The organism is Idiomarina rhizosphaerae, assembly GCF_024159085.1.
Lineage (GTDB): Bacteria > Pseudomonadota > Gammaproteobacteria > Enterobacterales > Alteromonadaceae > Idiomarina > Idiomarina rhizosphaerae.
The window spans coordinates 49,643-74,727 of the sequence record NZ_JAMZDE010000007.1 but is presented as its reverse complement, the minus strand read 5'-3'; the positions used below and the strand labels follow the sequence as shown (position 1 = coordinate 74,727).

General features: G+C 46.4%; 26 protein-coding genes. 17 read left to right on the top strand and 9 right to left on the bottom strand.

All coding sequences use genetic code 11. The features are described from left to right. Nucleotides 1-6 precede the first annotated feature (6 nt). The 6 genes from NJR55_RS07975 to pspF are packed head-to-tail and all read right to left on the bottom strand — an operon-like array spanning nucleotide 7 to nucleotide 6,407. Entirely contained in the window at nucleotides 7-819 is an 813-nt protein-coding gene (locus NJR55_RS07975; protein ID WP_011233989.1) for a peptide ABC transporter ATP-binding protein, read from the bottom strand. Further along, complete coding sequence (locus NJR55_RS07970) at nucleotides 816-1,808, bottom strand: peptide ABC transporter ATP-binding protein (RefSeq protein ID WP_253619404.1); 993 nt, start codon at nucleotides 1,806-1,808, stop codon at nucleotides 816-818. The genes NJR55_RS07975 and NJR55_RS07970 overlap by 4 nt, the downstream gene beginning before the upstream one ends. Continuing rightward, entirely contained in the window at nucleotides 1,808-2,701 is an 894-nt protein-coding gene (locus NJR55_RS07965; protein WP_275978080.1) for an ABC transporter permease subunit, read from the bottom strand. Before NJR55_RS07965 ends, NJR55_RS07970 begins: the two co-directional genes overlap by 1 nt. After that, on the bottom strand, nucleotides 2,688-3,716 hold the full coding sequence (locus NJR55_RS07960) for an ABC transporter permease (RefSeq protein ID WP_253619399.1): 1,029 nt from the start codon (nucleotides 3,714-3,716) through the stop codon (nucleotides 2,688-2,690). Before NJR55_RS07960 ends, NJR55_RS07965 begins: the two co-directional genes overlap by 14 nt. Further along, entirely contained in the window at nucleotides 3,713-5,338 is a 1,626-nt protein-coding gene (locus NJR55_RS07955) for an ABC transporter substrate-binding protein (RefSeq protein WP_253619397.1), read from the bottom strand. Before NJR55_RS07955 ends, NJR55_RS07960 begins: the two co-directional genes overlap by 4 nt. After that, nucleotides 5,331-6,407: a phage shock protein operon transcriptional activator gene (pspF, locus tag NJR55_RS07950; protein ID WP_253619395.1), complete on the bottom strand. Its 1,077-nt coding sequence runs from the start codon at nucleotides 6,405-6,407 to the stop codon at nucleotides 5,331-5,333. Before pspF ends, NJR55_RS07955 begins: the two co-directional genes overlap by 8 nt. A gap of 190 nt (nucleotides 6,408-6,597) precedes the next feature. Between pspF and pspA the strand changes: the two genes are divergently transcribed. From pspA to NJR55_RS07880, 14 genes are all read left to right on the top strand, one after another. Next, entirely contained in the window at nucleotides 6,598-7,272 is a 675-nt protein-coding gene (pspA, locus tag NJR55_RS07945; protein WP_253619392.1) for a phage shock protein PspA, read from the top strand. Between the two features lie 15 nt (nucleotides 7,273-7,287). Further along, complete coding sequence (pspB, locus tag NJR55_RS07940; RefSeq protein ID WP_011233982.1) at nucleotides 7,288-7,530, top strand: envelope stress response membrane protein PspB; 243 nt, start codon at nucleotides 7,288-7,290, stop codon at nucleotides 7,528-7,530. Continuing rightward, the gene (gene pspC, locus NJR55_RS07935) at nucleotides 7,527-7,910 is read left to right on the top strand and encodes an envelope stress response membrane protein PspC (RefSeq protein WP_034820668.1); all 384 of its coding nucleotides are present in this window, start codon (nucleotides 7,527-7,529) and stop codon (nucleotides 7,908-7,910) included. Before pspB ends, pspC begins: the two co-directional genes overlap by 4 nt. Further along, nucleotides 7,907-9,280: a YcjX family GTP-binding protein gene (locus NJR55_RS07930; protein ID WP_253619390.1), complete on the top strand. Its 1,374-nt coding sequence runs from the start codon at nucleotides 7,907-7,909 to the stop codon at nucleotides 9,278-9,280. Before pspC ends, NJR55_RS07930 begins: the two co-directional genes overlap by 4 nt. Beyond that, nucleotides 9,277-10,266, top strand: coding sequence for a TIGR01620 family protein (locus NJR55_RS07925; protein ID WP_253619388.1), 990 nt, complete (start codon nucleotides 9,277-9,279; stop codon nucleotides 10,264-10,266). The genes NJR55_RS07930 and NJR55_RS07925 overlap by 4 nt, the downstream gene beginning before the upstream one ends. 107 nt (nucleotides 10,267-10,373) lie before the next feature. Next, on the top strand, nucleotides 10,374-11,600 hold the full coding sequence (locus NJR55_RS07920) for a trans-sulfuration enzyme family protein (protein ID WP_253619386.1): 1,227 nt from the start codon (nucleotides 10,374-10,376) through the stop codon (nucleotides 11,598-11,600). Between the two features lie 69 nt (nucleotides 11,601-11,669). Beyond that, on the top strand, nucleotides 11,670-12,464 hold the full coding sequence (gene phhA / locus NJR55_RS07915) for a phenylalanine 4-monooxygenase (protein ID WP_253619384.1): 795 nt from the start codon (nucleotides 11,670-11,672) through the stop codon (nucleotides 12,462-12,464). Nucleotides 12,465-12,483: 19 nt separating this feature from the next. Next, complete coding sequence (locus NJR55_RS07910; protein WP_253619382.1) at nucleotides 12,484-12,825, top strand: 4a-hydroxytetrahydrobiopterin dehydratase; 342 nt, start codon at nucleotides 12,484-12,486, stop codon at nucleotides 12,823-12,825. Nucleotides 12,826-12,940: 115 nt separating this feature from the next. Then, nucleotides 12,941-14,521 carry a transcriptional regulator TyrR gene (tyrR, locus tag NJR55_RS07905; RefSeq protein ID WP_253619380.1) on the top strand — a complete coding sequence of 527 codons (1,581 nt, stop codon included), beginning with the start codon at nucleotides 12,941-12,943 and terminating at the stop codon, nucleotides 14,519-14,521. Nucleotides 14,522-14,711: 190 nt separating this feature from the next. Further along, the gene (gene hppD / locus NJR55_RS07900) at nucleotides 14,712-15,785 is read left to right on the top strand and encodes a 4-hydroxyphenylpyruvate dioxygenase (RefSeq protein ID WP_253619378.1); all 1,074 of its coding nucleotides are present in this window, start codon (nucleotides 14,712-14,714) and stop codon (nucleotides 15,783-15,785) included. Continuing rightward, a complete protein-coding gene (locus NJR55_RS07895) occupies nucleotides 15,778-16,908 on the top strand; it encodes a homogentisate 1,2-dioxygenase (protein WP_253619376.1) in 1,131 nt (376 codons plus the stop codon). The genes hppD and NJR55_RS07895 overlap by 8 nt, the downstream gene beginning before the upstream one ends. A gap of 6 nt (nucleotides 16,909-16,914) precedes the next feature. Next, entirely contained in the window at nucleotides 16,915-17,940 is a 1,026-nt protein-coding gene (locus NJR55_RS07890; RefSeq protein ID WP_253619374.1) for a fumarylacetoacetate hydrolase family protein, read from the top strand. Then, nucleotides 17,940-18,578 carry a maleylacetoacetate isomerase gene (gene maiA / locus NJR55_RS07885; RefSeq protein WP_253619856.1) on the top strand — a complete coding sequence of 213 codons (639 nt, stop codon included), beginning with the start codon at nucleotides 17,940-17,942 and terminating at the stop codon, nucleotides 18,576-18,578. Before NJR55_RS07890 ends, maiA begins: the two co-directional genes overlap by 1 nt. A gap of 29 nt (nucleotides 18,579-18,607) precedes the next feature. Next, nucleotides 18,608-21,091: a S9 family peptidase gene (locus NJR55_RS07880; RefSeq protein WP_253619372.1), complete on the top strand. Its 2,484-nt coding sequence runs from the start codon at nucleotides 18,608-18,610 to the stop codon at nucleotides 21,089-21,091. Between the two features lie 8 nt (nucleotides 21,092-21,099). Here NJR55_RS07880 and rrtA read toward each other — a convergent pair whose 3' ends face one another. Then, nucleotides 21,100-21,669 (bottom strand): rhombosortase, encoded by a 570-nt coding sequence (gene rrtA / locus NJR55_RS07875; protein ID WP_253619370.1) that lies wholly within the window; start codon nucleotides 21,667-21,669, stop codon nucleotides 21,100-21,102. Nucleotides 21,670-21,746: 77 nt separating this feature from the next. On the opposite strand from rrtA, the gene ggt reads away from it, so the two are divergent. Continuing rightward, on the top strand, nucleotides 21,747-23,486 hold the full coding sequence (gene ggt, locus NJR55_RS07870; RefSeq protein WP_253619368.1) for a gamma-glutamyltransferase: 1,740 nt from the start codon (nucleotides 21,747-21,749) through the stop codon (nucleotides 23,484-23,486). A gap of 6 nt (nucleotides 23,487-23,492) precedes the next feature. Further along, nucleotides 23,493-23,933 (top strand): hypothetical protein, encoded by a 441-nt coding sequence (locus NJR55_RS07865; protein ID WP_253619366.1) that lies wholly within the window; start codon nucleotides 23,493-23,495, stop codon nucleotides 23,931-23,933. 5 nt (nucleotides 23,934-23,938) lie between these two features. Here the strand turns inward: NJR55_RS07865 and NJR55_RS07860 are convergent, their stop codons facing one another. Next, nucleotides 23,939-24,307 carry a histidine triad nucleotide-binding protein gene (locus NJR55_RS07860; RefSeq protein ID WP_011233966.1) on the bottom strand — a complete coding sequence of 123 codons (369 nt, stop codon included), beginning with the start codon at nucleotides 24,305-24,307 and terminating at the stop codon, nucleotides 23,939-23,941. Between the two features lie 61 nt (nucleotides 24,308-24,368). Beyond that, nucleotides 24,369-24,680 carry a heat shock protein HspQ gene (gene hspQ, locus NJR55_RS07855; RefSeq protein ID WP_011233965.1) on the bottom strand — a complete coding sequence of 104 codons (312 nt, stop codon included), beginning with the start codon at nucleotides 24,678-24,680 and terminating at the stop codon, nucleotides 24,369-24,371. A gap of 98 nt (nucleotides 24,681-24,778) precedes the next feature. Between hspQ and NJR55_RS07850 the strand changes: the two genes are divergently transcribed. Then, nucleotides 24,779-25,081: a PilZ domain-containing protein gene (locus NJR55_RS07850; protein WP_253619364.1), complete on the top strand. Its 303-nt coding sequence runs from the start codon at nucleotides 24,779-24,781 to the stop codon at nucleotides 25,079-25,081. Nucleotides 25,082-25,085 lie beyond the last annotated feature (4 nt).

Here is a 25,085-nt window from a genome sequence, read left to right as displayed (position 1 = left end):
TAGTTTTTAGTCAGCGATCTTAGCGCTTCTGTCGCTGTTATATTGAATGTTCTGTTTTAAATGTTCGTGCAGCAATTGTTGAACATAAGTTTGCTGCGTGTCTTCTAGTACTATGTCTGTTTTATCAAACGCGATCATTTTACCACGATATAAAATTAAGATCTTATCGGCAATATGTTTCACTATTTGTGGCGAATGTGTCACTAAAATATAAGAAATACCCATATCTTTCTGTAGATCGAGCATAAGGTTAATGATTTGAGCTCTAATTGATGGGTCAAGTGCAACCAGAGCCTCATCAGCGACAACAATCTGCGGTTCCAGAATAATGGCACGCGCAATACAGACTCTTTGCTTTTGCCCACTGGACAGCATATGAGGATAAAACTCCCAGTGTTCCCGTAGCATACCGACGCGTTGCAAGGTTAAATTGACCCGCTCCTGGCGTTCGGCAGCCGTTAACTGGGTATTAAATAACAGGGGTTCTTCCAGTTGTTTACCTATGTTGAGATGCGCATTCAGGGAGTTTTCGCTGTCCTGAAATATCATACGAATATTGTTACATAGCTGCGGATAGTTATTGCTATGGAGCTTCTGGCCATTAAGCAGAATTTCGCCACTGGTTGCAGTATCTACCCCGCCAATAATTTGTGCCAGGGTCGATTTTCCCGATCCGGTCTCGCCCATTACAGCCAATATTTCTCCAGCCTCAAGAGTGAAAGACAAGGGTTCTATCGCTACCGACTTAGGAGTCCATGGCCAGCCTTTTCGGGAGCGATACGTTTTGCCGAGATTCCGAACTTCCAGTAAGTGACTCATGAGCTGCTATCCAGTAGCGGAAAATGACAATGATACACACGCTGTCTATCGTGAGTCGCCCGTGGGGCTTTAACGCAGGTTTTTTGAGCGTAAGGACATCGGGGCCCCAGACGACAACCAATCGGCATATGCCGCAATGTTGGTATAGAACCGGGTAGAGTCGGTAAGCGCGCCTTGTGAGGCAACTCTTGTTGTGTTTGTAATGACATGCGGAGCATCGAATCGGTGTAGGGGTGCGCCGGCTCTGACAAAATGTCGTGGGCGGGCCCAGTTTCCATCAACTGCCCACAATAGAGCAGTGTTAAACGTTTGGTCTCAGGCAAAATGGAGCCGACATCCTGAGAAATAAGTACAACGGACATCTTTTGGCTAACCGCCAGGCGCGCCAGCAAACGATGGATCTGTAAACGGGTTGAAGGCTCCATTGCAGTAGTGGGTTCGTCGGCAATAAGAAGCCTGGGACGGTGCGCAATGGCTATAGCAATACTCACCTTTTGCGCTATGCCTTGAGACAATTCAAAAGGGTAGCTTTCCATTATTGACTCGTGGTCGCGAATACCGACTCGATGAAGCAGTCTTTTAACCCGGGTTTTACGGTCAACTCGTCGACGCATGAATGTACCGCGAACATCCCCTTGTGGAATGGCCTCCACAATTTGTTGCTCGACTGTGCTGTTAGGATCCAGATAGGCATTGGGATCCTGAAAAATCATAGCCATATCGCGCCCGGTAATTTTCCGCCGCTGTTTAGGCGTCATTGCGAGTAAATCCTGACCGTTCCACCAGAGCCTATCGGCGGTAACCTGCCAGTTTGGATTTATAAAGCCCATAATGGCTTTTGCCAGCAGGCTCTTTCCCGATCCAGATTCACCTACAATACTATGAATTTCGCCCTCGGTAAGCTGCAGATTGACTTTATCCAATACTCGAACGATGCCGTGCGCTGTCTGCATTTCTACCGTCAGGTTGCGTATGTCGAGTAACTGCATTAGCTGTTGACCCTTTCTTTTAAAGCACGCCGCAGACTGTCTCCGACAATGTTAATGGACATAATGGTAATAAACAACGTTATGCCCGGTAGCACCATTGACCAGGGAGACAAGTAAACCTCGTCCAGGCTGCGCGCCAGCATACTACCCCATTCAGGAGTTGGCGCCTGAATACCCAGCCCAAGGAAGCTGAGAGCCGCAATATCCATAATAGCAACCGATAGAGACACCGTAAGCTGCATCACCAAAGTCGGTGTAACGTTGGGTAATATTACCCGATAGAGCAGATAGGCTTTTGAACAACCATTGAGTCGAGAGGCCGTAACGTAGTCCTTATGCCACTCTTCGTGCACCGCGTTGCGGGTAACGAAGATAAACTGCGGAATTAATGAGAGTGTTATGGCAAAGGCTACGTTGTTAAAACCCGTACCGAGAATCGCAATAATGATAAGAGCCATTAAGAAAGACGGAATAGACAGCAAGGTATCAAAAAGCCGCGACAAGCTTTGGTATTTTATGGTTCGGTCAATACCGGCAAGGGCCCCTATGCTCATGCCAATTATTGAAGATACTGCAACCATGAGTATTGGTAGGCCCAAACTGTACAGTCCGCCAATTAATAGTCGCGACAACATATCCCTACCTAAATCGTCGGTGCCAAATAAATAATTCATATTACCGCTCTCAACCCATGAAGGGGGAAGCGCAATGGCATCGGAGAACTGGGTTGATGTATTAAAAGGCGTCAGCAACGGGGACAGCAACACAACGAGTATCATTGCCAGCAGAACATATAAGGCAGCCATGGAGAGAAACCTTGACCGGAAGCTCTTCCAGACTAGCTTCAGTGGCGACGGGGTTTCATCGTGATGGTAAAGATTAACGTGTGGCATATTGTTCGTGCCTCACTATCGGGAATCGCCAGCCATGGTAAAGCTCGACCAGTAGGTTAAAGAACAAAATAACGAAAGCAAACATTAATACAGCTGCCTGGATAGTAGGATAGTCACGCTCAAAAATACTACGGATAAGCCAGTTGCCCATTCCCGGCCAGTTAAAAATGGATTCAACCACAATACTGTTAGTTAACAGTAAACTGAAGATGAGGGTGGTTTGTTGCAGCACCGATTGCACCGCATTTGGAATAGCGTGTTTTACTAATACTCGAAACTCATTTAATCCGCGGGCTCGGGCGGCTTTTACGAAAGGCTTTTGCAGCATTTCCTGGGTTGCGTTTCGCATTAAGCGCAGTAACAGCATCATCGGCATGATAGCCAATATGATTACCGGTAGAACAATATGATTCAAAGCGTCCTGAAGCGCCGCTGCCTTGTATTCGGAGTCGCTTAAAAAGACATCGATGAGAATTGAACCGGTTTGTGGTTCGACGCCATATAATGGGTTTATCTGACCGGTAATGGGAAACCAGCCTAGCTTTATGGCAAACAGCAGTATCATTAATTGAGCTAACCAAAATACCGGGATGGAGTAACCAACCATAGCCAGACTTATTACGGTTTGGTCGGAACGCTGTCGAAAGCGGGAGGCAGCAAATACGCCCAATGGTAGACCAAAAAATACGGCAACCAGTAAAGCCAAAAGAATGAGTTCGATTGACGCCATAAAGTGTTGAATGCCATCGGCAAATACCGGTGTACCATTACTCAGCGATAATCCCCAGTCTCCGGCAAACAGGTGTTGCAAGTAACTTAGGTATTGAATGGCCAGGTTCTGGTCGCCGCCGCGCAGTTCAACCATTAATGGGTAACTGCTCTGGAACGATCGGATGCCGCTCATATTGGTTATCGGGTCACCCGGAAACAAGTAATTAAGGCTAAAGCTAAACACCGTTAGTAAAAACACAGCAATAATAAAAACGCTTAAACGGCCTAAAAGATAGCGGGTCATTGTGATTCCTCCTCGGCCGTATCTTTAGTGGCCAGGCGAAAGTTAATGCCACCATAGGGGGGAAGCTCTACGCCGCTGATATTTTTTTGCTGTGCCTGAAAGCGTTTGGAATGGGCAATAGGCAGCAAAGGTTGCTGCTGATTCAGTAAGTGCTGAGCTGACTGATACAGAGCTTTACGTTCTTCCGGAACCGTGGTTGCAATGGCGCTGTAAAGCAATTGGTCAAAACCCGGGTGGCACCAGTTAGCCCGGTTGCCACCGGTAGCTACGGCAGCACAGCTCAACAGTGGTCTGAAGAAGTTATCAGGGTCAGCATTATCGGCATACCAACCAATGAGGACGGTATCGTGTTCACCACGAGAAAGGCGTCGGCGAAAGGTGTTCCACTCATAAGAAACAATGCTAGCAGAAACGCCAATTTGGGCTAAGTCTGACTGCATTAGTTCCGCCATTCTGCGAGCGTTCGGGTTGTAAACCCGCTGTACCGGCATAGCCCAGATATTTATATTTAAATTTGAATGACCGGCTTCTTTTAATAAGCGTTTAGCCTTTTCCGGATCATATTGATACTGGATACCTCGGTCATCATAAGCCCAGGACGTCGGCGGCAGTATTGACTGTGCCAGCTCAGCATTACCGTCATAGATGGTTTGAATAATCGCTTCGCGATTAATAGCGTGGCTCAGTGCCTGACGAACCAGAGGGTCATCAAAAGGTTCTTTCTCAGTATTAAATGCCCAGAAAGACACATTTGGACTCACCTCATCAGTGACAATTAACTGATCTCGGTTGAGAGCCTGCAACTCACTCACCAGCGGGTAAGGAATGATGTCACATTCGCCGGTAACCAGCTTAAGCATACGCTTGTTTGCATTAGGGGTAATAGAGTACACCAAATGTTCAATTCCGGGGCCTTCCCGCCAGTACCCAGGATGTCGGGAGTAACGTATTAACACGTCTTTGCGATAACTTTCGAAACGGTAGGGGCCGGTTCCTATCGGTAGAGCATCTATTTGTCCGGGGCGCTCTTCAATTAATAATTGTTGTGCGTACTCTGCGGATAAAATAACGGCAAAGTCTGTCGCCAGGTTCGCTAAAAACGAACTATCGGCATTATTCAGCACAATATCGACCGTCATTTTATCAATTTTGACAACTTTATTTATTAACTGGTCCAGCCCTGTGGCTCTGAAAAAGGGATAACTCCCTCCAACTTGATGATAAAGACTGGTTTCATCCAGCCACCGGTTAAAGCTGAACCGAACGTCTTCAGCGGTTAGTTCGCGGCTAGGCTGAAAGTAGCTGGTGGTATGAAATTTTACGCCTTCGCGCAAATGAAATCGATAACGAGTGCCGTTATCCAAAGTTTCCCAGCGCTTGGCTAGCGCTGGTACAAATTTTTGTTGCTCAGCATCGTAATCAATTAACCGGTCGTAGAGTTGAGCAGCGGTGGCATCAACGGTAGTGCCTGAGGTAACAAGCTGAGGATTAAAAGAAGCGGGGTTGCCTTCTGAGCAGTAAATAATACCGTTGGCCAGAGGAGCCGGCTCAGGTTCATCGGACTGACAGCCTGAGAGAAACGCTGCTGCAATAACAGCTACATTGGCGTACGCTTTAATCATTAGCTGCAGAAGCCCCTTCCAATAACTGATACTTCTTTAAGTATCCCCGTAACTGATGATAAGTCAGTCCAAGAAAATTAGCTGTTTTCTTTTGGTTAAACTGACATAAACGTAAGGCTTGTGACAAGACATCAATTTCGTACTCTTGCGATTTCTGCTTAAAGTTTATTGGCTGTTCAGCGTTTAATTTCGGCATATCAATTATTTCATTACTTTCAGCGTTGCTTTGCTCATCCGCTATTGGCTGTTGCGGTGCCGTTTTTTCTGTTACCGGAGCTTTTGGCCGGAACGGACTGTTAAATGGGTCAATGATAATGTCGTGAATAGGCACATGCCCATTTCCCAGCCGATATAAGCTACGTTCTACCGTGTTTTTAAGCTCGCGTACGTTACCGGGCCAATGATATTCAAGCAAGGTCTTACGTGCTTTCTCGGAAAAGCCACTGAATAACTCCAGTTCCATTTCGCGAGCCATGGAAATAGCAAAGTGCTCAGCAAGTAACATAATGTCGTCACGGCGTTCGCGTAAAGGCGGCAGGGTGATGACATCAAATGCCAGGCGATCCAGTAAATCTGAACGAAATTTGCCTTTGGCAGCGAGCGATGGAAGGTCTTCATTAGTAGCAGCAATGAGGCGAGTATCGACTTTAACTGAATGGCGGCCACCGACTCGCTCAAATTCTCCGTACTCAATAACCCGCAGCAGCTTTTCCTGAACTCGCAAGGACGTATTGGCTAATTCATCAAGAAACAGAGAGCCTCCGTCAGCGCGTTCAAAACGACCTTCGTGTTTTTTTGCGGCTCCGGTGAAAGCACCAGCTTCATGACCAAAGAGCTCACTGTCGAGTAAGTTTTCATTCAGTGCTGCACAGTTAAGGGTAATGTACTGTTGTTGCCAGCGTCTGGACAGGTAATGACAACGCGCCGCAATAAGCTCTTTACCGGTACCACGCTCGCCTATAATTAATACGGGCTTATCGAGAGGAGCAATTTGCGACACTTGTTCCAACACATCGGAAAAGCTGTTGGATTGTCCGATGAGGTTGTCGGGTTTTCGCTCAGGGCGCATGTCGAATGCCTTATATTATAGTTATTTTTGCTAATTATTAGTTTATTTTACGAACTCCCGCAAGGGCGGAATTCGTATAAATCATAAAAAGTATTTATAAAACAGTTTGTTATAGAGAAAATAAAAGTTGGCCTGATACTTGAATAATAAATCATCGAGTTGTTTATTAAACCAGTATGAGGTCATTATTATGGGTATTTTTTCACGTTTTAGCGATATCGTGAACTCCAATATCAATTCTTTATTGGATAAAGCCGAAGATCCGCAAAAAATGGTACGCCTGATTATTCAGGAAATGGAAGATACGTTAGTTGAAGTACGCTCTACGTCAGCGCGCCTGTTAGCTGAAAAGAAGGACATTCAGCGTCAGCAGCAACGGATGGAAAACGAAGTTCAGGACTGGGAAAAAAAAGCTGAGCTGGCGTTAACCAAAGAGCGTGACGATTTAGCGCGCCAGGCATTAGTTGAGAAGCAAAAAGCACAGCAGGGCGTTGACTCATTACAGCAGGAAATGGATCGTGTTAATGAAAGCCTGGACAAGCTGAATGACGAAATTGGTCAACTGCAGGAAAAGCTGGCTGATGCGAAGTCTCGCCAAAAAGCGATTCTGATGCGCCAGAAGGCAGCCAGCAGCCGCTTGCAGGTTAAACAACAGGTCGATAGTGGCAAAGTCGATGACGCGATGCAGCGGTTTGACCGTTACGAAGCCAAAATCGATGATTTAGAAGCCCAGGTTGAATCATATGATATGGGTAAACGGACATTACGTGACGAATTTGCAGAGCTGGAAAACGAGAGTAAAGTAAATGACGAGCTGGAAGCATTGCGTGCCCGTATGAGCTCAAAAACCAAACAAGACTCTTAAAACAGGCTTAAAAAAATGGATATTGAAGCAATACTAGGGATGTTGATGGCGCCGATTATTTTGTTTGTCATTATAGTCGCGCCTATCTGGATCATCCTTCATTACCGCAGTAAACGACAAATGAATCAGGGATTGAACGAGGAAGAAAGGGAATCTTTGGCGTTACTGGCGAATCAGGCAAAACGCATCCGTGAGCGTGTACAGACACTGGAACGTATTCTGGATGCTGACGCTCCGGGCTGGAGGGACAGACAATGAGCGAGCGAAGACCAAAGCGAGAGTTACGTCGTGATTCAGAACGAGGAAAAATTGCAGGTGTCTGTGCCGGTATTGCAGACTACCTGAACCTGGAACCCTGGCTAATACGAGTTGCTTTTGTTACTGGAGTGATTTTTACTAACGGCTCTTTCTTTGTACTTTATATTGCCGGTTGGTTAATTCTGGATAAAAAGCTACCAAATACAGAGCGCCACAATGTTGATGTAAAGACTAAGGTCTGGCAAGGCGGAGAACCGCCGCGTGAAGCTTTTCGCGATATTAAGCGGGAGTTTGATGAACTGGAACAACAGTTGCAATCAATGGAAAAGTACGTAACCTCAAATCACTATAATCTTCAACGAGAATTTAATCGTCTGTGAGCCGTTTTCAAAAGCTACAACATCAAACCCGCGACGTTATTCATCGCGGGTTTGATCGTCATATACGTCTGGCTGTAACGGGGTTAAGTGGAGCGGGAAAAACCGCGTTAATCACCGGTATACTTGAGCAGCTATTATATGCGAACGAAACGCAGCAATTGCCTTATTTTAAAGTGAAGCAACAACAGCGTCTTAATGGCTGTCGTTTGCACACCAGCAGTAACTGGCAAGTCTCGCGTTTTGACTACGAAGGGGCAATAGACTGTTTAACCACAGATGTGCCCCGGTGGCCACAGTCGACACGCGATGTGAGTGAAATACGGGTCGAAATAAAATATAAGCCGCATCGAGGGTTGGCGGGCAGGGTGCTTGATACGCGCAAGTTAACGCTCGACTTAATCGATTATCCGGGCGAATGGCTACTGGATTTACCTCTATTGCAACTCAGTTATGACGAGTGGAGTCAGCAACAGCAGCGCTTACTGAAAGCTGAGCTACGACATAAGCTGGCAGAGAGCTGGTTGACTAAGGTGCAGACGGCTGCGAACGCCGCGTCAGAGGATAAAGCTGAGCAGCAGTTACGTGAGCTGGCATCGGGTTATCGCACTTTTTTACGCCAGTGCCGGGAGCAAAAGTTACTATTGTTGCAGCCCGGACGTATGGTGCTCCCGGGAGAACTGGAAGGAGCTCCTGCGCTGGAGTTTTTCCCCTGGCCGTTGTCACAAGCAATACCCGATGCCTGGGCGAAACGTCTGCGCGAGAAATACCGTTACTATCAGCAGCATGTGGTGACTCCGTTTTATCAAAAATACTTTAAGCACTTTAACCGGCAGGTTGTGTTAGTTGATGTCCTGCAGGCGCTGCAGAATGGTGAGCATCATTTTGCCGAATTACAGTTGGCAATAAATGAACTGATGAAGAGCTTTTCTTATGGTAATAACAGCTTGCTTAAGCGGCTGATGTCGCCGGTTATTGATAAAGTCGCGCTGGTTGCGACGAAAGCTGACAGTATTGCCCCGCAAGACCATCAAAAATTGACGGAATTACTGCGTGTTATGACGCAGAAGCAGCGTCAGGAGCTACAGTTTGATCAAATACCGCACCAGGTATTTAGTGTTGCCGGCATTGCCACCAGTCAAATTAAGAAATTAAGTAACGGTACGACGGTTCTGGACGGCATTAATGAGAACCGTGAGTTTGTGCGGGTTGGTGCACCAGAGGTACCTAATGCCATACCAACCGCTGCAGACTGGCAACAAGGCTATATTTATCCGCAGTTTTATCCCGGCTTCACCGCACAGAATTCACCTCTGCCGCATATCCGGCTGGATCAGCTACTTGAATACGTTCTGGGAGATAAACTCAAATGAGTGATCCGCGCAAATTAACTTACTATTCGGTGGACGAACCGGCAGTTGAAGTTTCTGATACCGATAGTATGCCTGAGCAAGCCGGACATGAACCGGGTTCCGGTCAAGCAGCTGCGGGCGTAAATTCTGGTCGTTGGGGTAAGTGGCTGGCACTGGGGTTAGTTGTTGCTTTAACCGCCGCCGTTATTGAATCGGTATTGATGGTTATTGAGCGTTTTCAACAAAACATATTTTTAGGCAGTTTATGGGCTGTTGGTTTTGGCGTTATTGCGTTGGCATTATTGAGCTTTATGGTGCGCGAAACTTGGTTGCTGCAAAAGTTGAAACGGCGCTGGAAAAAGCAGTCTGAAGCTCCTAAGCCGGAGCAACAATTACAGCTTCTGCAACATCCGGACTTAGAACATCGCTGGCAGCAAATTAAACAACCGTACTGGTCTGCGGATGAAGAACGTGAACGTTTTGAAGTGGACGTCTTAAGCCGTATAGACCAGCAGGCTACCCGTATTATCAGTCGCTGGGCGGCAGAAGCTGCGGCTATGGTTGCAGTGAGCCCCTTTGCTTTGTTGGATATGCTTATCGTTATGTGGCGTAACCAGCGGATGATATCGCGTATTGCCGAATTGTACGGCGTAAAACTGGGGTACTGGGCCAGAGTTCGCTTATGGCGTCAGGTGTTTGCCAATATTGTCTACGCAGGGCTTAGCGAAGTCGCGGTAGATTTAGGCGCTCAGTGGGTTAGTGCTGAACTATTAACGCGTTTATCAACCCGGGCCGGACAAGGTTTAGGAGCCGGTTTGCTTACCGCCAGACTGGGCTATCAAGTGATTGAATTATGTCGACCCATGCCATTCGAAAAGGTCAAAAAGCCGGGCTATTTAAAACTGCAAAAAGACTTACTAAGCCAGTTAAAGAGCGTTTTACCTTTTGTTTATAAATCTCGTCAGACAAAGGCTGCAGCGACATCTGAGCAGGAAGTGGAAAACTAGCGTTACAGTTGTTTGAAGATTTGACACAGCGCAAAGATTGCCAACTAAGGTAAGCTCGTTGCACTCTGTTGCTCGTTAACAAATTTCTGACAAACGAGCCAAAACGCATGTCTTCTGATTTAAAAACACATAATAATAAATGGCAGCCAGCGACTCAGGTAATTCATGCCGGAGCCGCACATGACGACCCTCATGGTGCGTTAACCGCTCCACTTTATCAGACATCGACTTTTCGATTTTCTTCTGCGGAGCAGGGCACTCGTCGCTTTGCTGGCGAAGAAGAAGGCTACATTTACAGCCGTTTAGGCAACCCCACAACCGCAGAGCTAGAGCGCCGGATGGCGTCGCTTGAAGGTTATGAGGCCGCGGCGGCCGCGGCAACCGGAATGGGTGCTATTGCCGCTGCTACTATGGCATTTGTGCGCAGCGGTGATCATATTGTGGTATCCGATGCCATTTACGGTTGCAGTTTTGCACTGTTCAGTGAGTTGTTTGAGCGTTTCGGCGTCGAAGCCGACTTTATTGATTTAAACAACGAAGGCTTGTTAAAAGAAACCTTGCGCGAAAATACCCGTTTGGTTTTTCTGGAGACGCCGGCTAACCCTCACTTAAAAGTGGTTGATATTGAAAAAGTTCATGCCGTAATTGCTGACTTAGACATTCGTCTGGTGGTGGATAATACGTTTATGACGCCACTGATGCAGCAGCCTAAACGGCATGGTGCCGATATTGTTGTGCACAGTGCAACTAAGTTCCTGAATGGCCATGGTGACGTGGTCGCTGGCATTATTTGTGGCAGTGACGATGATATTAACACCATTAAAAGTACAACCTTAAAAGACATGGGCGCCACCATTAGTCCACACGACGCCTGGCTTATACTGCGTGGTCTGAAAACTTTAGATGTGCGCATGCAGCGCCACTGCGAAAACGCCGATGCGGTTTATGATTTTCTGGCCGCGCGTAACGATATTAAGAAAATATACTACCCCGGAGCGCCTGACCACGAGGCACAAGCTTTAATGGGTAAGCAGATGAGCCGCAACGGAGCGGTTATCGCTTTTGAACTGGAAGGCGATGAAGCCAAAGCGCGTTATTTTCTTAATCAATTGCGAATGATAGCCCTGGCGGTAAGTCTGGGTGATGCTGAAACACTGATTCAGCACCCGGCATCAATGACGCATTCTCCGTATACGCCAGAGGCTCGTCTTAAAGCGGGAATTTCGGATACATTGATTAGAATTGCTGTAGGCTTAGAAGCAGCAGACGATATTATTGCAGATCTTGAACAGGCGCTGGAGGCCTGCCGTGTGCAGTGGCAGAAGTCCGCGTAATTCTGCGAAAGATGAACTAAAAATAACAATAACGATCTAACATTAATGAGGAAGCAACAAGGCTGAATTATGGGTAAACAAAGTCAATACGTATCAAGGCAACCGGATGAAAACGGAATTATTCACTGGAGTGATGAGGAAAACGGGATTTGGAAAGATCTTGTTGAACGTCAGTTAGAATGCATACCGGGTAAAGCTTGCGATGAGTATATGAAGGGACTGGAATTACTCGACTTGCCGAAGGATAGCTTGCCACAAATGCATGAAGTTAACGAAGTACTGGAACGTGAAACTGGCTGGCAGGTTGCTCAGGTTCCGGCGTTAATTCCATTCGATGAATTTTTCCGTCTACTGGCAAACAAACAGTTTCCGGTGGCTACCTTTATTCGTACGCGCGAAGAGTTTGATTATTTACAAGAACCGGATATTTTTCACGAAATATTTGGGCATTGTCCATTATTAACGAACCCTGCGTTTGCGCACTTTACACATCAATACGGTAAGTTAGGTTTGGCGGCCACACCCAAAGAGCGGGTTTATCTGGCTCGTCTGTATTGGTTTACCGTAGAATTCGGATTATTAAAAACTGAAGAGGGTATCCGAATTTATGGCGGCGGTATTTTATCGTCTCCCGCTGAAACGGAATACGCTGTTAATAGCGATACGCCAGAGCGCAAACCACTCAAAGCATTGGATGCGCTACGTACACCGTACCGAATTGATATCATTCAACCTATCTACTACACCATAGAGAGTGTGGACGAGCTGTTTAAGATATCCGATATGGATATTATGTCGCTGGTTCATGAAGCTATGGAGCTAGGGTTGTTTGAACCAAAATTTCCACCAAAAGATGCAGCTTAAGGCAAAGGAGTATTAAAGAATGTCAAACTTGGAAAATGCACGTTGTGAAGCGTGTCATGCAGACGCACCACAAGTCAGCGATGAAGAACTGAAAGAGTTGATGCGTGAGATACCTGACTGGACGCCGGTAACAAAAGACAACGTTATGATGTTGCAGCGCGAATTTAAGTTTAAAAACTTTAAGCAGGCGCTGGCATTTACTAACCGTGTAGGCGACCTTGCTGAGGAAGAAAAACATCACCCTGAGCTGGTTACTGAATGGGGTAAAGTAACGGTTACCTGGTGGACTCACGCCATTAACGGTTTGCATAAAAATGACTTTATTATGGCGGCAAAAACCGACAGTGTACTTGACGCTTAGGTAACTTTGTCGATGAACTGCATGGAACCCCGGTCTATTGGCCGGGGTTTTTGTTTTGTCCGCGGGAACAATAGTGTATTATTTGCTTTACATTTAGTTCAATGCAGTAGGGTTTATGCGACTTGAGATAACTTGTGATGACCGTCTGGGTATCTGTCAGGATGTTCTGCAAATTTTGCGAGACCACGAAATTGATTTACGTGGCATTGAAGTCGATCCTAAAGGAAAAATCTTCCTCAATTTTCCCGAATTAGCCTTCGATGACTTTCGGCATCTTATGCCTCAGATTCGTCGCATTCCCAACATTATTGACGTAAAAACCATTCCTTACATGCCGTTTGAACGCGAGCATTATGAATTTAGTTTGCTGTTAAGTACCTTGCCGGACCCGGTTCTTTCTATTGATAGCAAAGGCCATATCGATATTATCAATGACGCGGGTTTGCGCTTATTAGCCGGTCAGGAAGAAAGCCTGAAAGGAGAACCGTTGATGCAATATGTGCATGGCATCTCTCTACAGCGCTGGCTGGATAAGAAGCCTCGTGACCCCATATACGAGGCGGTGACTATAGGCAATTCAGAATACTACGCACAATTACTGCCTATCTGGGTTAATGACGAAGAAGGTAGTACGGCCTTTGCCGGTGCGGTAATGACCTGTAAGTCTGAGCCGGTTACGGCAACCTGGCAAAGTCAGGACAATGAAAAAGCCTTTGAACGCCTGCTGACCGATAACATCGCCATGAAACGTGTTATTAAAGATGCGCAGCGTATGGCAGAGCTTGATGCACCACTGTTAATTGAAGGTGAAACGGGTGTTGGTAAAGAGCTGTTGGCAAAAGCCTGTCATTTAGCCAGCCAGCGTAAGGATAAACCCTTTCTCGCTATAAATTGTGCGGCATTACCAGACAATGTTGCTGAGAGTGAACTTTTTGGTCATGCTGAAGGAAGTATAAGTAGCCAAAGCACTCGTAAAACCGGAGTTCTGGAGCAATCTGCCGGGGGCACTGTATTATTGGACTCGGTCAGTGAAATGTCCATTGGCCTGCAGGCAAAATTGTTGCGCTTTTTAGAAGACGGCGTTTTCCGCCGTATTGGCGAAGAGCAGGAAGTCAGCGTCGACGTACGGGTTATTTGCACAGCTCAGGGCAACCTTTATGAACTGGTTGAAAACGGCGAGTTTCGTGAAGACTTGTATTATCGACTTAACGTTTTGGCGCTTAGTGTCCCGCCGCTGCGTGAACGTAAAAGTGATATTTTGTTGTTGGCTGAACACTTCGTTACCCAGGCCTGCAAAAAGCTGGGCCGTAGTCAGGTAAGTTTAAGCCGGGCGGCTAAAGAGCGGCTCAAGCGTTACCAGTGGCCGGGTAATGTGCGCCAGCTGGAAAACACCATGTTTCGTTCTGTCTCAATGATAGAAGGCTATACGTTGGAGCCCGCCGATATCCGTTTACCCGAACTCAACCAGGAAGATGACCAACTGGCGCTGGATATCGATGACATGAGTCTGGATGATGCGGTTCGCCGTTTTGAAAGCCACGTACTACGCCGTTTATATCCTAGCTTTCCCAGTACACGTCAACTGGCAAAACGCTTAGGTCTTTCCCATACTGCAGTGGCTAATAAGCTACGTGATTATGGCATTGGTAAGCAACGCAGTGGTCGCTCCCGTAAAGCAGAGCAGACAAAAAAGTAGTGTTGTAACAAAAGCTTTACAAGTTAAACAGGCTGCACCTTGATCCAGAGCAAGTGTTCAGCCTGTACAGTAAACTTTACGTTTTGGCGTTAACTTCAGCAATTTTCTATCTTCTCCTCATATTCGCCTTTTTCCCGCAACTACCGCTACAGTCATGGTGTTAACAACCGAATAATAAGAGGAAGTAACCATGACAGATAAAATGATTAATCCATTAAATACAGACGGTTTTGAGTTCGTTGAGTATACCGCTCCGGATCAAAAAGGCATTGATGCTTTAAAAGACTTGTTCGACAAACTGGGTTTCACTGAAGTGGCTAAGCACAAAAACAAGCAAGCTTGGCTATACAAACAGAATGATATCAATTTCATTATTAACGCTGAACCGGGTGGTCAGGCTGAAGAGTTTGCTAAAGACCATGGCCCGAGTGTCTGCGGGATGGCATGGCGTGTGAAAGACGCCGAGCATGCGTTAAAGCATTCTCTTGATAACGGTGCCAAAGCTTTCCCTGCCGATAAAGGTGTTGTTGAAGGTGTCCCGGCAGTTTTTGGTATTGGCGAAAGTGCGTTGTATTTTGTCGATAACTACGAAAACCATGAAATTTATAAGCAGCATTTCGACTTCTATGAAAACTGGGAAGCGAAAATGAGCGATCACGCTGCTGGGTTATTCGAAATTGACCACCTGACGCACAACGTATTCCGCGGCAACATGGATACCTGGGCTGGTTTCTATGAGCGCATTGGTAACTTCCGTGAAATTCGCTACTTTGACATTGAAGGCAAACTGACAGGTTTGTTAAGCCGCGCGATGACAGCGCCTTGCGGTAAGATCCGTATTCCAATTAACGAATCTCACGATGACAAATCGCAAATTGAAGAGTACTTAAAAGAGTACAAAGGCGAGGGCATCCAGCACATTGCTCTAACCAGTGACAATATCTACAAAACGGTAAAAGATCTGCGTTCCATTGGTATGGATTTCATGGATACACCTGAAACCTACTACGAGAAAGTTAATGACCGTGTTGAAGGTCACCAGGAAGATTTGGACGCACTGCGTGAACAGCGCATCTTAATTGACGGCGCGCCAATGAAAGACGGTATCTTACTGCAAATCTTTACTCAGACCGTAATTGGCCCGGTGTTCTTTGAAATCATTCAGCGTAAAGGTAACGAAGGTTTCGGCGAAGGTAACTTCAAAGCGTTATTCGAAAGCATTGAAGAAGACCAGATCCGCCGGGGAGTGTTAAGCGATGCGTAAATGGATCAGCTTTCCGAAACAGGTGGGCAAGTCATCTAGACAGGCTCATGCTGATTTTCCGGAGCAGGCCATTTATGAACGTGAAGCTGGCCGTAGCGGTTTTTTTGGCCCGGCCACGCATTTTCACCATCAGCATGCTCCGACCGGTTGGTCGGAGTGGCGTGGACCCTTGCGTCCACGGGCCTTTGACTTTAATAAGTTAGAAGCCATAGCTCCGGAAAACCCCTGGTTAACGCCTGACTTATTGCACAATAATAATTGCCGTTTTCGCTTGTGGCATTGCCACAGCAAAATGGACTATTTAGTGCGTAATGCCGACGGCGATGACTTGCTCTTTGTTCATGAAGGCAGTGGTCATCTGCATTGTGACTACGGCCATATTCAGCTGGTAAAAGGGGACTACTTCTTAATTCCCCGCTCTACTAACTGGCGCCTTGAGCCTGATGAAACCATGCAGTTGCTGATGATTGAGGCAACTAATGGTTCATATAGCTTGCCGGAGAAAGGTCTGGTGGGTAATCATGCTATTTTTGACTCGGCAGTTCTGGATACGCCGGATATCGATGAAGCGTTTCAGGCGCAATACAGCGAAGAGCAGTGGCAGGTGTATGTAAAACGCCATCAGCAGGTATCGGTTATTACTTACCCTTATAACCCGCTGGATGCGATAGGCTGGCACGGTGAGTTAGCTCCGGTTCGTCTGAACTGGCGTGATATCCGGCCGTTAATGAGCCATCGTTATCATTTGCCGCCGTCGGCGCATACAACTTTTGTTGCTGATCGTTTTGTGGTCTGCACTTTTGTTCCGCGTCCTATTGAATCAGACCCGGGCGCTTTAAAGGTGCCTTTCTACCACAACAACGACGATTACGACGAAGTACTGTTCTATCATGAAGGTGACTTTTTCAGCCGTGATAATATCGATCGCGGTATGGTAACCTTTCATCCGGCAGGCTTTACTCATGGCCCACACCCGAAAGCGTTTAAAGCCGGGCGTGAGCATAAAAAGAAATTCACTGACGAAGTTGCGGTCATGCTCGACACCCGCGATGCCTTGCAAGCAAGTGACGAGGCGTTGGCAGTAGAGAATCCGGACTACGTCTACAGTTGGCAGGAGAAATAACAACTTATGAAACTCGCCACATACAGAAATGGTACACGTGACGGCCAGTTAATGGTGGTCAGCAGAAATTTAAATTCGGCAGTAGCGGTTCCGGCCATTGCGTCTTGTATGCAAGAGTTACTCGATAACTGGGACGGCATTGCGCCTAAACTTGAAAAAATCTATCAGCAGCTTAACGACAGCGATGTTGACGGTAGCGTTCAATTTGACGAGTCACTATGCGAGTCGCCGTTGCCGCGCGCTTACCAGTGGGCTGATGGAAGTGCTTATGTTAACCACGTTGAGTTAGTTCGCCGGGCTCGCGGCGCTGAAATACCAGAAAGCTTCTGGGAAGATCCTTTAATGTATCAGGGCGGCTCTGATGACTTTTTAGCGCCGTACGACGACATTGAAATGGCTAGTACCGAATGGGGTATTGACTTTGAAGGCGAAGTCGCCGTTGTTACTGACGATGTGCCTATGGGCGTTGATGCTAAAACCGCCGGACAACACATAAAACTGCTGATGCTGGTTAATGACGTGTCGCTGCGAGGGCTAATTCCAGGTGAGCTAGGCAAAGGCTTCGGCTTTTTCCAGAGTAAACCTTCGTCTGCTTTCTCTCCGGTAGCCGTAACACCGGATGAACTGGGCGATGCATGGAAAGCCAATAAGGTCCATTTACCCTTATTGTCAGAGTACAATGGCAAAGCTTTTGGTAAACCTAACGCCGGTGAAGACATGACCTTTGACTTTGGTCAGTTGGTGGCTCATGCGGCGAAAACCCGTCATTTAGGTGCTGGTGCCATTATCGGCTCGGGTACGGTTTCTAATAAACAGGGAACTGACCACGGAACCTCTATTGAAGAAGGTGGTGTTGGCTACAGTTGTATTGCCGAAGTCCGCATGATTGAAACCATTCGTGATGGCAAGCCGGCAACGCAGTTTATGCAGTTTGGTGACACCATCAAAATGGAAATGAAAGATGATGGTGGCCAGTCAATATTCGGCACCATTAATCAGAAAGTTGTTCAATATGAAGGTCCTGAAAAGTGATGAAACTCTACGGCTACTGGCGCTCAAGCGCCAGTTACCGGGTTCGTACTGCTTTAAACCTGAAGGGCTTATCCTACGAGTATGAACCGGTACATTTAGTGAAAGATGGCGGGCAACAGCACAGTGAGGCTTATCGAAAGCTTAATCCTGCGCAGTTGGTTCCTACTTTTTTAGATGGCGACGTTAAGTTGAATCAGTCTTTAGCCATTATTGAGTATCTGGAAGAGTGTTATCCACAAAACCCATTACTGCCCTCTGCTCCAGCAGATAAAGCCAGAGTCAGAGCGTTGGCTTATGATCTAGCCTGTGAGCTGCAGCCCGTTACCAATTTACGGGTATTACAGTATTTAACCGGTGAGCTGAATTGCAGCGATCAACAACGTTTAAACTGGATTGCAAACTGGGTAGAAAAAAGTTTTACCGCATTTGAACAGCGACTGACCGAGTATGCAGGTGATTATTGCTATGGTAATTCGGTAACATTGGCTGATATCTGTTTGATACCTCAGGTATACAATGCGCAACGCTTTAATTTGGATTTAACGGCATATCCAACTTTAATGGCGGTGCATGAACGTTTGCAGGCGCTTGACGCAGTGCAACAGGCTCGGCCTGAAAATCAAGCGGATGCACAGTAATTCAGGGATCCTAAAAGGAAAATAATAATATGGTGAAGTCACGTCTGGTGATGGCCATTGGGGCGGCATTGTTTGTCGCCTCTTGCGCCTCAACCTCTCCTCAGAATACGAATACTGCTGATACGCAGAAAAACACACCAACCATACAAGCTAACTCTCTTGCCAGTGCGCAGGGAACCGCTGCTCTCACCATGGAACAAATTATGGCTGATCCGGACTGGATGGGACGTTTCCCGGAGCAGGCTTTCTGGAGTATGGATGGTGAGGATATTCTTTTTTATCAAAAGCGCGAAGGCAGCGATATTCGTGACTTAATGATTCTGGAAAATGGTGCCGGTGAACCACAGAAAGTTGCTGTGGAAAACCTGCACCAGTACGTTGCTGATGAAAAAGTGCATGCAGCGGATGACAGTTTTTTGGCTTATACCTTTGAAGGCAATATTTTTGTTCGTTTTAATGACGGCAGCCTCCGTCAATTAACTCGTGACGATGCTCGCCAGCATAATCTGCAGCCTATGACCAATGGGCAGCTGAGCTACCAGCAGGATAATAACTTTTTTGTTATTGATGTGAACTCGGGGTTAAGCCGTCAGGTTGCGTCATTAGCTTTTAAAGAAAAACCTAAGGCGAACGAAGAACCCAAAGATTACCTTGCTCGTGAAGAACAAGAGTTAATTCAGTTCGTGCAAAAAGAGCGCCAAGCAGCAGAGGAGCGTTTCGAAAAGCGTTCAAAACTGCAAAAGGAAAACGCCACTTTAGCCCCTGAACCTTTCTACTTACCTGAAAATAAAGAGTTGGTATCGGCCAGTTTGTCACCAAAAGGCGACTTTTTGCTGGTGGCTATTACTGAGCCGCAAAGCTGGCGTGATGAAGGCGATATAATGCCGAACTACATCAGCGAAGATGGACGCGTAAAAAGTGAGAATGTGCGTCGCCGAGTGGCTGATGCCAAACCGGTTGAACATCAGCTGGTTCTGCTGAATTTAACTGATGGTAGCCAGTCCACTTTAACTTACAACACTTTGCCGGGCTGGAACGAAGATGTATTGGCAGAAGTTAAACGTGAAAACCATGAAGCTCGCGGTGAAACCTATAAGTCCGAAGAGAAACCTCGCCCAATTATGCTAATGGCTGACTGGGGCTGGGAAAACGGTGCTATTCAGTGGAATGAAGAGGGCACTGAAGTTGCGGTTATGCTGGAAGCCTGGGATAACAAAGACCGTTGGCTTGCTACGGTCGATACCGCCGGTAAAAAGTTCGTTTCTCAGGACCGTTTACACGACGATGCCTGGATCAACTACACTCACAACGAATTTGGTTGGTTAGACAGCGATGAGTTGTGGTTCATGTCCGAGGCGGACGGCTATTCGCATTTGTATGTTAAACCTCTTGGCGGCAATACACGTCAATTGACTGAAGGGAATTATGTCGTTGAAGATGCTGATTTAAGTAGTAATGGGGACTACTTATACTTTCAGGCGAACATTGAACACCCTGGTATCTACGAAGTATACCGGGTGAAAACCGATGGCAAAGATAAACCGGAAGCTTTGACCGATCTTGATGGTATGACCGCATTTGAGCTCAGCCCTGAAAGTGACGAGTTGTTGCTGACTCATTCAACACCGTTAATGCCACCTGAGCTTTATCATAAAGCTGTAGACTCATCTCAAACAGCAAAGCGCCTGACACATACGGTTTCGGAAAAGTTCCTGAGTATTGACTGGACTGCGCCTGAAGTAGTTGGAATTGAGTCTTCTCATGTGGAGGAGCCTATTTATACCCGCATCTATAAGCCAGAAGGCTTTGATGAAAACAGAGCCGAAGAATATCCTGCGGTTGTGTTCATTCACGGTGCCGGCTATTTGCAAAACGCGCACATGGGCTGGTCAGGGTATTTCCGCGAGTTCATGTTCCATAGCCTATTAAATAAAAATGGCTATGTGGTTGCTGACCTGGACTACCGCGGTTCAAAAGGCTATGGGCGCGACTGGCGTACCGCTATTTATCGTCAAATGGGAACACCGGAAGTTGAAGATTTGGTCGACGTTGCTAATTACTTAGAAAGCGATTTAAACGTAGATGGCGACAAGTTAGGAACCTATGGCGGTTCTTATGGTGGCTTTTTGACTTTTATGGCCTTGTTTAAAGAGCCTGGTTTATTTGAGGCTGGTTCTGCTTTGCGTCCGGTGACTGACTGGGCTCATTATAACACTAGCTATACTTCAAATATTCTGAATTTACCGCAGGACGATACTATTGCTTATCGTCGCAGTTCTCCTATCTACTTTGCTGAAGGTTTAGAAGATGCGCTGCTTATCAACTCCCCAATGGTTGATGACAATGTGTTCTTTCAGGACAGTGTTCGCCTTGTTCAGCGTTTAATTGAGCTGAAGAAAGAAGACTGGGAAACGGCAATTTATCCGGTGGAACCGCACGGTTTCCGTCAGCCTGAAAGCTGGCTGAACGAATACCGTCGGATTTTTAAGTTGTTTGAAGAAAACCTTAAGTAAAACCAATTTTACTTATCATGAGGAACGGCGTCACTAATGCGGCGCCGTTCTAATTTATAGAGCAGTAATGAGCTCAGCAAACCTGCAGCGTGAATATAGCTAACGTGTTCGCCAACAAAATGCTCCGGCTGCCAGCCAAGTAACTCGGCAAAAACTTTTGCCACAAGTGCAATTAGAATAAGCCACATCCACTTTTTACCCGCACGAATGTCCTTAATTAAGCAATAAGCAAGTAGTCCATGTAAAACACCGGATAAACCGACAAAACTTAAATTAGCAGGAATAATCCAGAGCATTACTGAGGTTGCAACACCGCTTATCAGCAGAGCGTTTATTAGCCAACGAGTTGTCCAGTACTCGCGCCAAATCAGCACAATGAGCACCAGACCAATGAAGTTAAACAACGCATGCCACCAGCCTAAATGAATAAAATGGGCGCTAATAAGTGGCCAGCCTTCGGCCATGACCGTTTTTGAGTTGAAAGTCAGTAATGAGTGCCACTGAGGCATCAGTTGTAAAAAAATGGATAAAATCAGAACAAGGGCAAGCCCTGCCCAGTATTGATTAAACCTCTCCATTCGTTTTCCTTTTCGTTGCGTCATTGGTTTCTGATTCGTATGATAGGGGAAATTCCTCCCAATATGAATGAGGCCTTATGAAGTTCTGGCTACCGACAATAATTGCTGCAAGTGTATTAACTGCCTGTACGCCTGCATCCGAACAAGAAACGCGTGAACCTGAAGCCGCAACGGGCTTTACTGAGAAAAGTGCGGTAACTGCCGATAACTTTATGGTTGCTGCAGCTAACCCGCACGCGGTTGACGCTGGCTATGAAGTCTTAAAGCGTGGTGGTTCTGCGGTTGATGCCGCTATTGCTGTACAGGCGATGCTAGGGCTGGTTGAGCCTCAGTCATCGGGTCCGGGTGGCGGTGCGTTTATTCTGTATTGGGATAACGAAGAGAATAAACTATACAGCATCGATGCGCGTGAGACCGCTCCTATGAATGCTACAGAATCGTTATTTCTGGATGAGGATGGCAATGCGCCTAAGTGGATTGATGCCGTAATCGGTGGCCGTTCCGTGGGAACTCCGGGAGTCATTCGCGGATTGGAGCTGGCTCATGAGCGATGGGGTAAAGCGGATTGGTCGTCACTTTTCAGTCAAACCATTGAACTTTCAAAAGAGGGGTTTGAAGTATCTCCACGACTGGCCAAGCTGGTCGAAATGGAAATTAACCCAGGCGTGAGAAAAATGCCAGAAGCCAGCGATTACTTTTTTCCCAATGGCGAGCCATTAAAAGCGGGTTCCATTCTCAAGAACCCTGACTATGCAAATAGCTTAAGTCTTATTGCTGAGCAGGGGGCTGATGCATTTTATCAGGGGGAACTGGCTGCAAAGATTGTGGATGCGGTACAAAACAGCCCGATAGAGCCAGGCGTATTAAGTCTTAAAGATTTAAGCCAATACAAAGCCAAACTGCGCGAGCCGGTATGCAGCGCATATCGACAATATCAGGTCTGTGGCATGGGGCCTCCAAGTTCTGGGGGGATTACAACACTGCAGACACTGGGCGTGCTGGAAAACTTTGAGTTAGGTGAGCTTGAACCTAATTCGGAACAATTCGTCCATTTGTTTACTCAGGCGTCACGGATGGCTTACGCTGACAGGAATCAATGGATTGCGGATCCTGACTTTGTAGAGATGCCAGTTGAAGCCATGCTGGACAAAACTTATTTGTCGAGCCGGGCAGATAAAATTACCGAAAATGACATGGGCAAGGCAAAACCGGGAGTACAGTTGCAACCCGAGTATGAGCAGGATATTGCTTACGAACTGCCAAATACCAGCCATGTTTCAATAGTTGACGCTGAAGGCAATGTATTGTCTATGACCACCAGTATTGAAATGGGCTTTGGCTCGACAGTAATGGCCGGCGGCTTCTTGTTAAACAATCAGTTAACAGATTTCTCTCTGGCTCCGGGGAATGGTAAAGAGAAGTTCGCGAATAGAGTTGAGGCGGGTAAACGCCCCCGTAGTTCCATGGATCCCATTATTGTACTGGACGAGAAGGGTGAACAGGTTTTACACGCGCTAGGTTCCCCCGGTGGCAGCCGAATTATTAATTATGTCAGCCAGACATTAGTTGGCATGCTGGACTGGAACTTAAACGTCCAGCAAGCTATCAATCTTGGTCACGTAACTAACCGTAATGACTATACTTCGCTGGAAAAAGGCCGGGACATAAGTGAACTCAAAGCAGATTTAGAGAAGCGCGGACATGACGTTAAAGTTATTGATTTAAACAGTGGCTTACACGGAGTTAGCATTGATTCAGACGGCACGCTTATTGGCGGTGCTGACCCACGTCGCGAAGGTGTGGCAAAAGGAGAATAGCAGGTGATGAAAATTATAAACTTATTGGTTCTGGCTTTCGCTATAGTGACGTTATCTGCATGCGGAGACGACGAACCTATCAACTATGCGCAAGCCCAGCCGGAAGAAGTTATCAATGGGTTTTATAACTCAATTTATAAGGACAGAGACTTAGAGCAGGCGAAACAGCTATCATCAGAGCGTATGGCTGACTTAATTAATCATTATGGTGCGGTTAGTGCGGTTCAGAGATACATTCTTGGCCGCTACTTCGAAAAAGTTGAGATTGAAGTAGAAACCAATTCTTTTACCGATTATTTGAATAATTCAGAAGAATTACGAGTAACGGTGATTTTTGATGGCTATCACAACGGTGAGAGAGCGAAGGACAGCCGTGATGTGGTACTGATTAAAAGGGACGATGCCTGGGTCGTGGATAAAATTCTTGATACCCGGTATCGCCCTTAATTGCTTTACGCTTCTTTTTTCTTATCGGTATAAGGTGGCCAGCCCATTTGTTTTCCAGCCAGCATATGTAGATGAATGTGATACACCGTCTGGCCACCATACTCATTACAGTTCATGACTAACCGGTAACCGTCTTGTGAAAAATTATGTTCCGCTGCTAATTTAGCTGCAACCACATACAAGTGGCCAACCAAACCGGCGTTGTCTTCATTAATGTCGTTTGCTGTCGCAATAGGTTGTTTGGGAATGATCAAGCAGTGGAACGGGGCTTGTGGATTTATGTCTTTAAACGCAAGCGCTTTGTCATCTTCGTAGATAATGTCCGCAGGAATATCACGGTTAATAATTTTTGTAAAAATCGTTTCTTCTGCCATTGTCTTACCCTTATTACGCTATTTTAGTCTATGGTAACTATAGCATTGGGCATCGGCAAATTCAGTTGAGGTTTTCGGACAGCTTATATTGGCTAGCGGATTTTCCCGAAAACAAAAGGTCAACCATTGGGTGTTGAATTGCCTGTTCTGAAAAGTCGGCTTCTAAGCTGCTTTCACTGACATATGTCTGAATTGACGAGTTGTTAACTAAAATATGGTACCACGGCTGATCTTTGGCCGGTTTAGAGGTCGCCATTTTATTGTACCAGCTGTCAGATAGTGTGAAGCACGGGTCAGCATCAATAATAACACCACGGTAACCGTAAAGGCTGTGTGTTATAAGTTGACCAATTGAAAACTTCGCTTCTACCATGATGACGGTTCCATGTTATCCGATAATGTTTTTTTATCGGCTAAGGCGTGCTAAAACTTAAGTAAGATTTACACTTAATATACAAATAAGAGGGCAACATGCTGGAATCCCCGGAAAATCGACATTTTATGCGAATGGCAGTCAATGCGGATGTAAAGGTTACCCTTAAAAATGAAAAGGGAGAGCGGCAGTTACAGGGGGTTTGTCTGGATTTAAGTGCGGCGGGTTTATCTTTGCAATTACCTGCAAGTGCAGAAATTGGCGATAGCTTATTTGCCGAAATTGGCTCGTCTGGTTCGATAGCCCCGTTGAAAGTTACCGCTGAAGTTGTTCGCAGTCAGAGACTGGAAGACAACAGCGGCGACTTTATTCTGGGGTGTCGTATTATATCAATGGACTAACTGC

Coding starts and splice junctions, on each gene's coding strand:
- NJR55_RS07975 (WP_011233989.1), bottom strand. CDS start 819: ATGAGTCACTTACTGGAAGTTCGGAATCTCGGCAAAACGTATCGCTCC.
- NJR55_RS07970 (WP_253619404.1), bottom strand. CDS start 1,808: ATGCAGTTACTCGACATACGCAACCTGACGGTAGAAATGCAGACAGCG.
- NJR55_RS07965 (WP_275978080.1), bottom strand. CDS start 2,701: ATGCCACACGTTAATCTTTACCATCACGATGAAACCCCGTCGCCACTG.
- NJR55_RS07960 (WP_253619399.1), bottom strand. CDS start 3,716: ATGACCCGCTATCTTTTAGGCCGTTTAAGCGTTTTTATTATTGCTGTG.
- NJR55_RS07955 (WP_253619397.1), bottom strand. CDS start 5,338: ATGATTAAAGCGTACGCCAATGTAGCTGTTATTGCAGCAGCGTTTCTC.
- pspF (WP_253619395.1), bottom strand. CDS start 6,407: ATGCGCCCTGAGCGAAAACCCGACAACCTCATCGGACAATCCAACAGC.
- pspA (WP_253619392.1), top strand. CDS start 6,598: ATGGGTATTTTTTCACGTTTTAGCGATATCGTGAACTCCAATATCAAT.
- pspB (WP_011233982.1), top strand. CDS start 7,288: ATGGATATTGAAGCAATACTAGGGATGTTGATGGCGCCGATTATTTTG.
- pspC (WP_034820668.1), top strand. CDS start 7,527: ATGAGCGAGCGAAGACCAAAGCGAGAGTTACGTCGTGATTCAGAACGA.
- NJR55_RS07925 (WP_253619388.1), top strand. CDS start 9,277: ATGAGTGATCCGCGCAAATTAACTTACTATTCGGTGGACGAACCGGCA.
- NJR55_RS07920 (WP_253619386.1), top strand. CDS start 10,374: ATGTCTTCTGATTTAAAAACACATAATAATAAATGGCAGCCAGCGACT.
- phhA (WP_253619384.1), top strand. CDS start 11,670: ATGGGTAAACAAAGTCAATACGTATCAAGGCAACCGGATGAAAACGGA.
- NJR55_RS07910 (WP_253619382.1), top strand. CDS start 12,484: ATGTCAAACTTGGAAAATGCACGTTGTGAAGCGTGTCATGCAGACGCA.
- tyrR (WP_253619380.1), top strand. CDS start 12,941: ATGCGACTTGAGATAACTTGTGATGACCGTCTGGGTATCTGTCAGGAT.
- hppD (WP_253619378.1), top strand. CDS start 14,712: ATGACAGATAAAATGATTAATCCATTAAATACAGACGGTTTTGAGTTC.
- NJR55_RS07895 (WP_253619376.1), top strand. CDS start 15,778: ATGCGTAAATGGATCAGCTTTCCGAAACAGGTGGGCAAGTCATCTAGA.
- NJR55_RS07890 (WP_253619374.1), top strand. CDS start 16,915: ATGAAACTCGCCACATACAGAAATGGTACACGTGACGGCCAGTTAATG.
- maiA (WP_253619856.1), top strand. CDS start 17,940: ATGAAACTCTACGGCTACTGGCGCTCAAGCGCCAGTTACCGGGTTCGT.
- NJR55_RS07880 (WP_253619372.1), top strand. CDS start 18,608: ATGGTGAAGTCACGTCTGGTGATGGCCATTGGGGCGGCATTGTTTGTC.
- rrtA (WP_253619370.1), bottom strand. CDS start 21,669: ATGGAGAGGTTTAATCAATACTGGGCAGGGCTTGCCCTTGTTCTGATT.
- ggt (WP_253619368.1), top strand. CDS start 21,747: ATGAAGTTCTGGCTACCGACAATAATTGCTGCAAGTGTATTAACTGCC.
- NJR55_RS07865 (WP_253619366.1), top strand. CDS start 23,493: ATGAAAATTATAAACTTATTGGTTCTGGCTTTCGCTATAGTGACGTTA.
- NJR55_RS07860 (WP_011233966.1), bottom strand. CDS start 24,307: ATGGCAGAAGAAACGATTTTTACAAAAATTATTAACCGTGATATTCCT.
- hspQ (WP_011233965.1), bottom strand. CDS start 24,680: ATGGTAGAAGCGAAGTTTTCAATTGGTCAACTTATAACACACAGCCTT.
- NJR55_RS07850 (WP_253619364.1), top strand. CDS start 24,779: ATGCTGGAATCCCCGGAAAATCGACATTTTATGCGAATGGCAGTCAAT.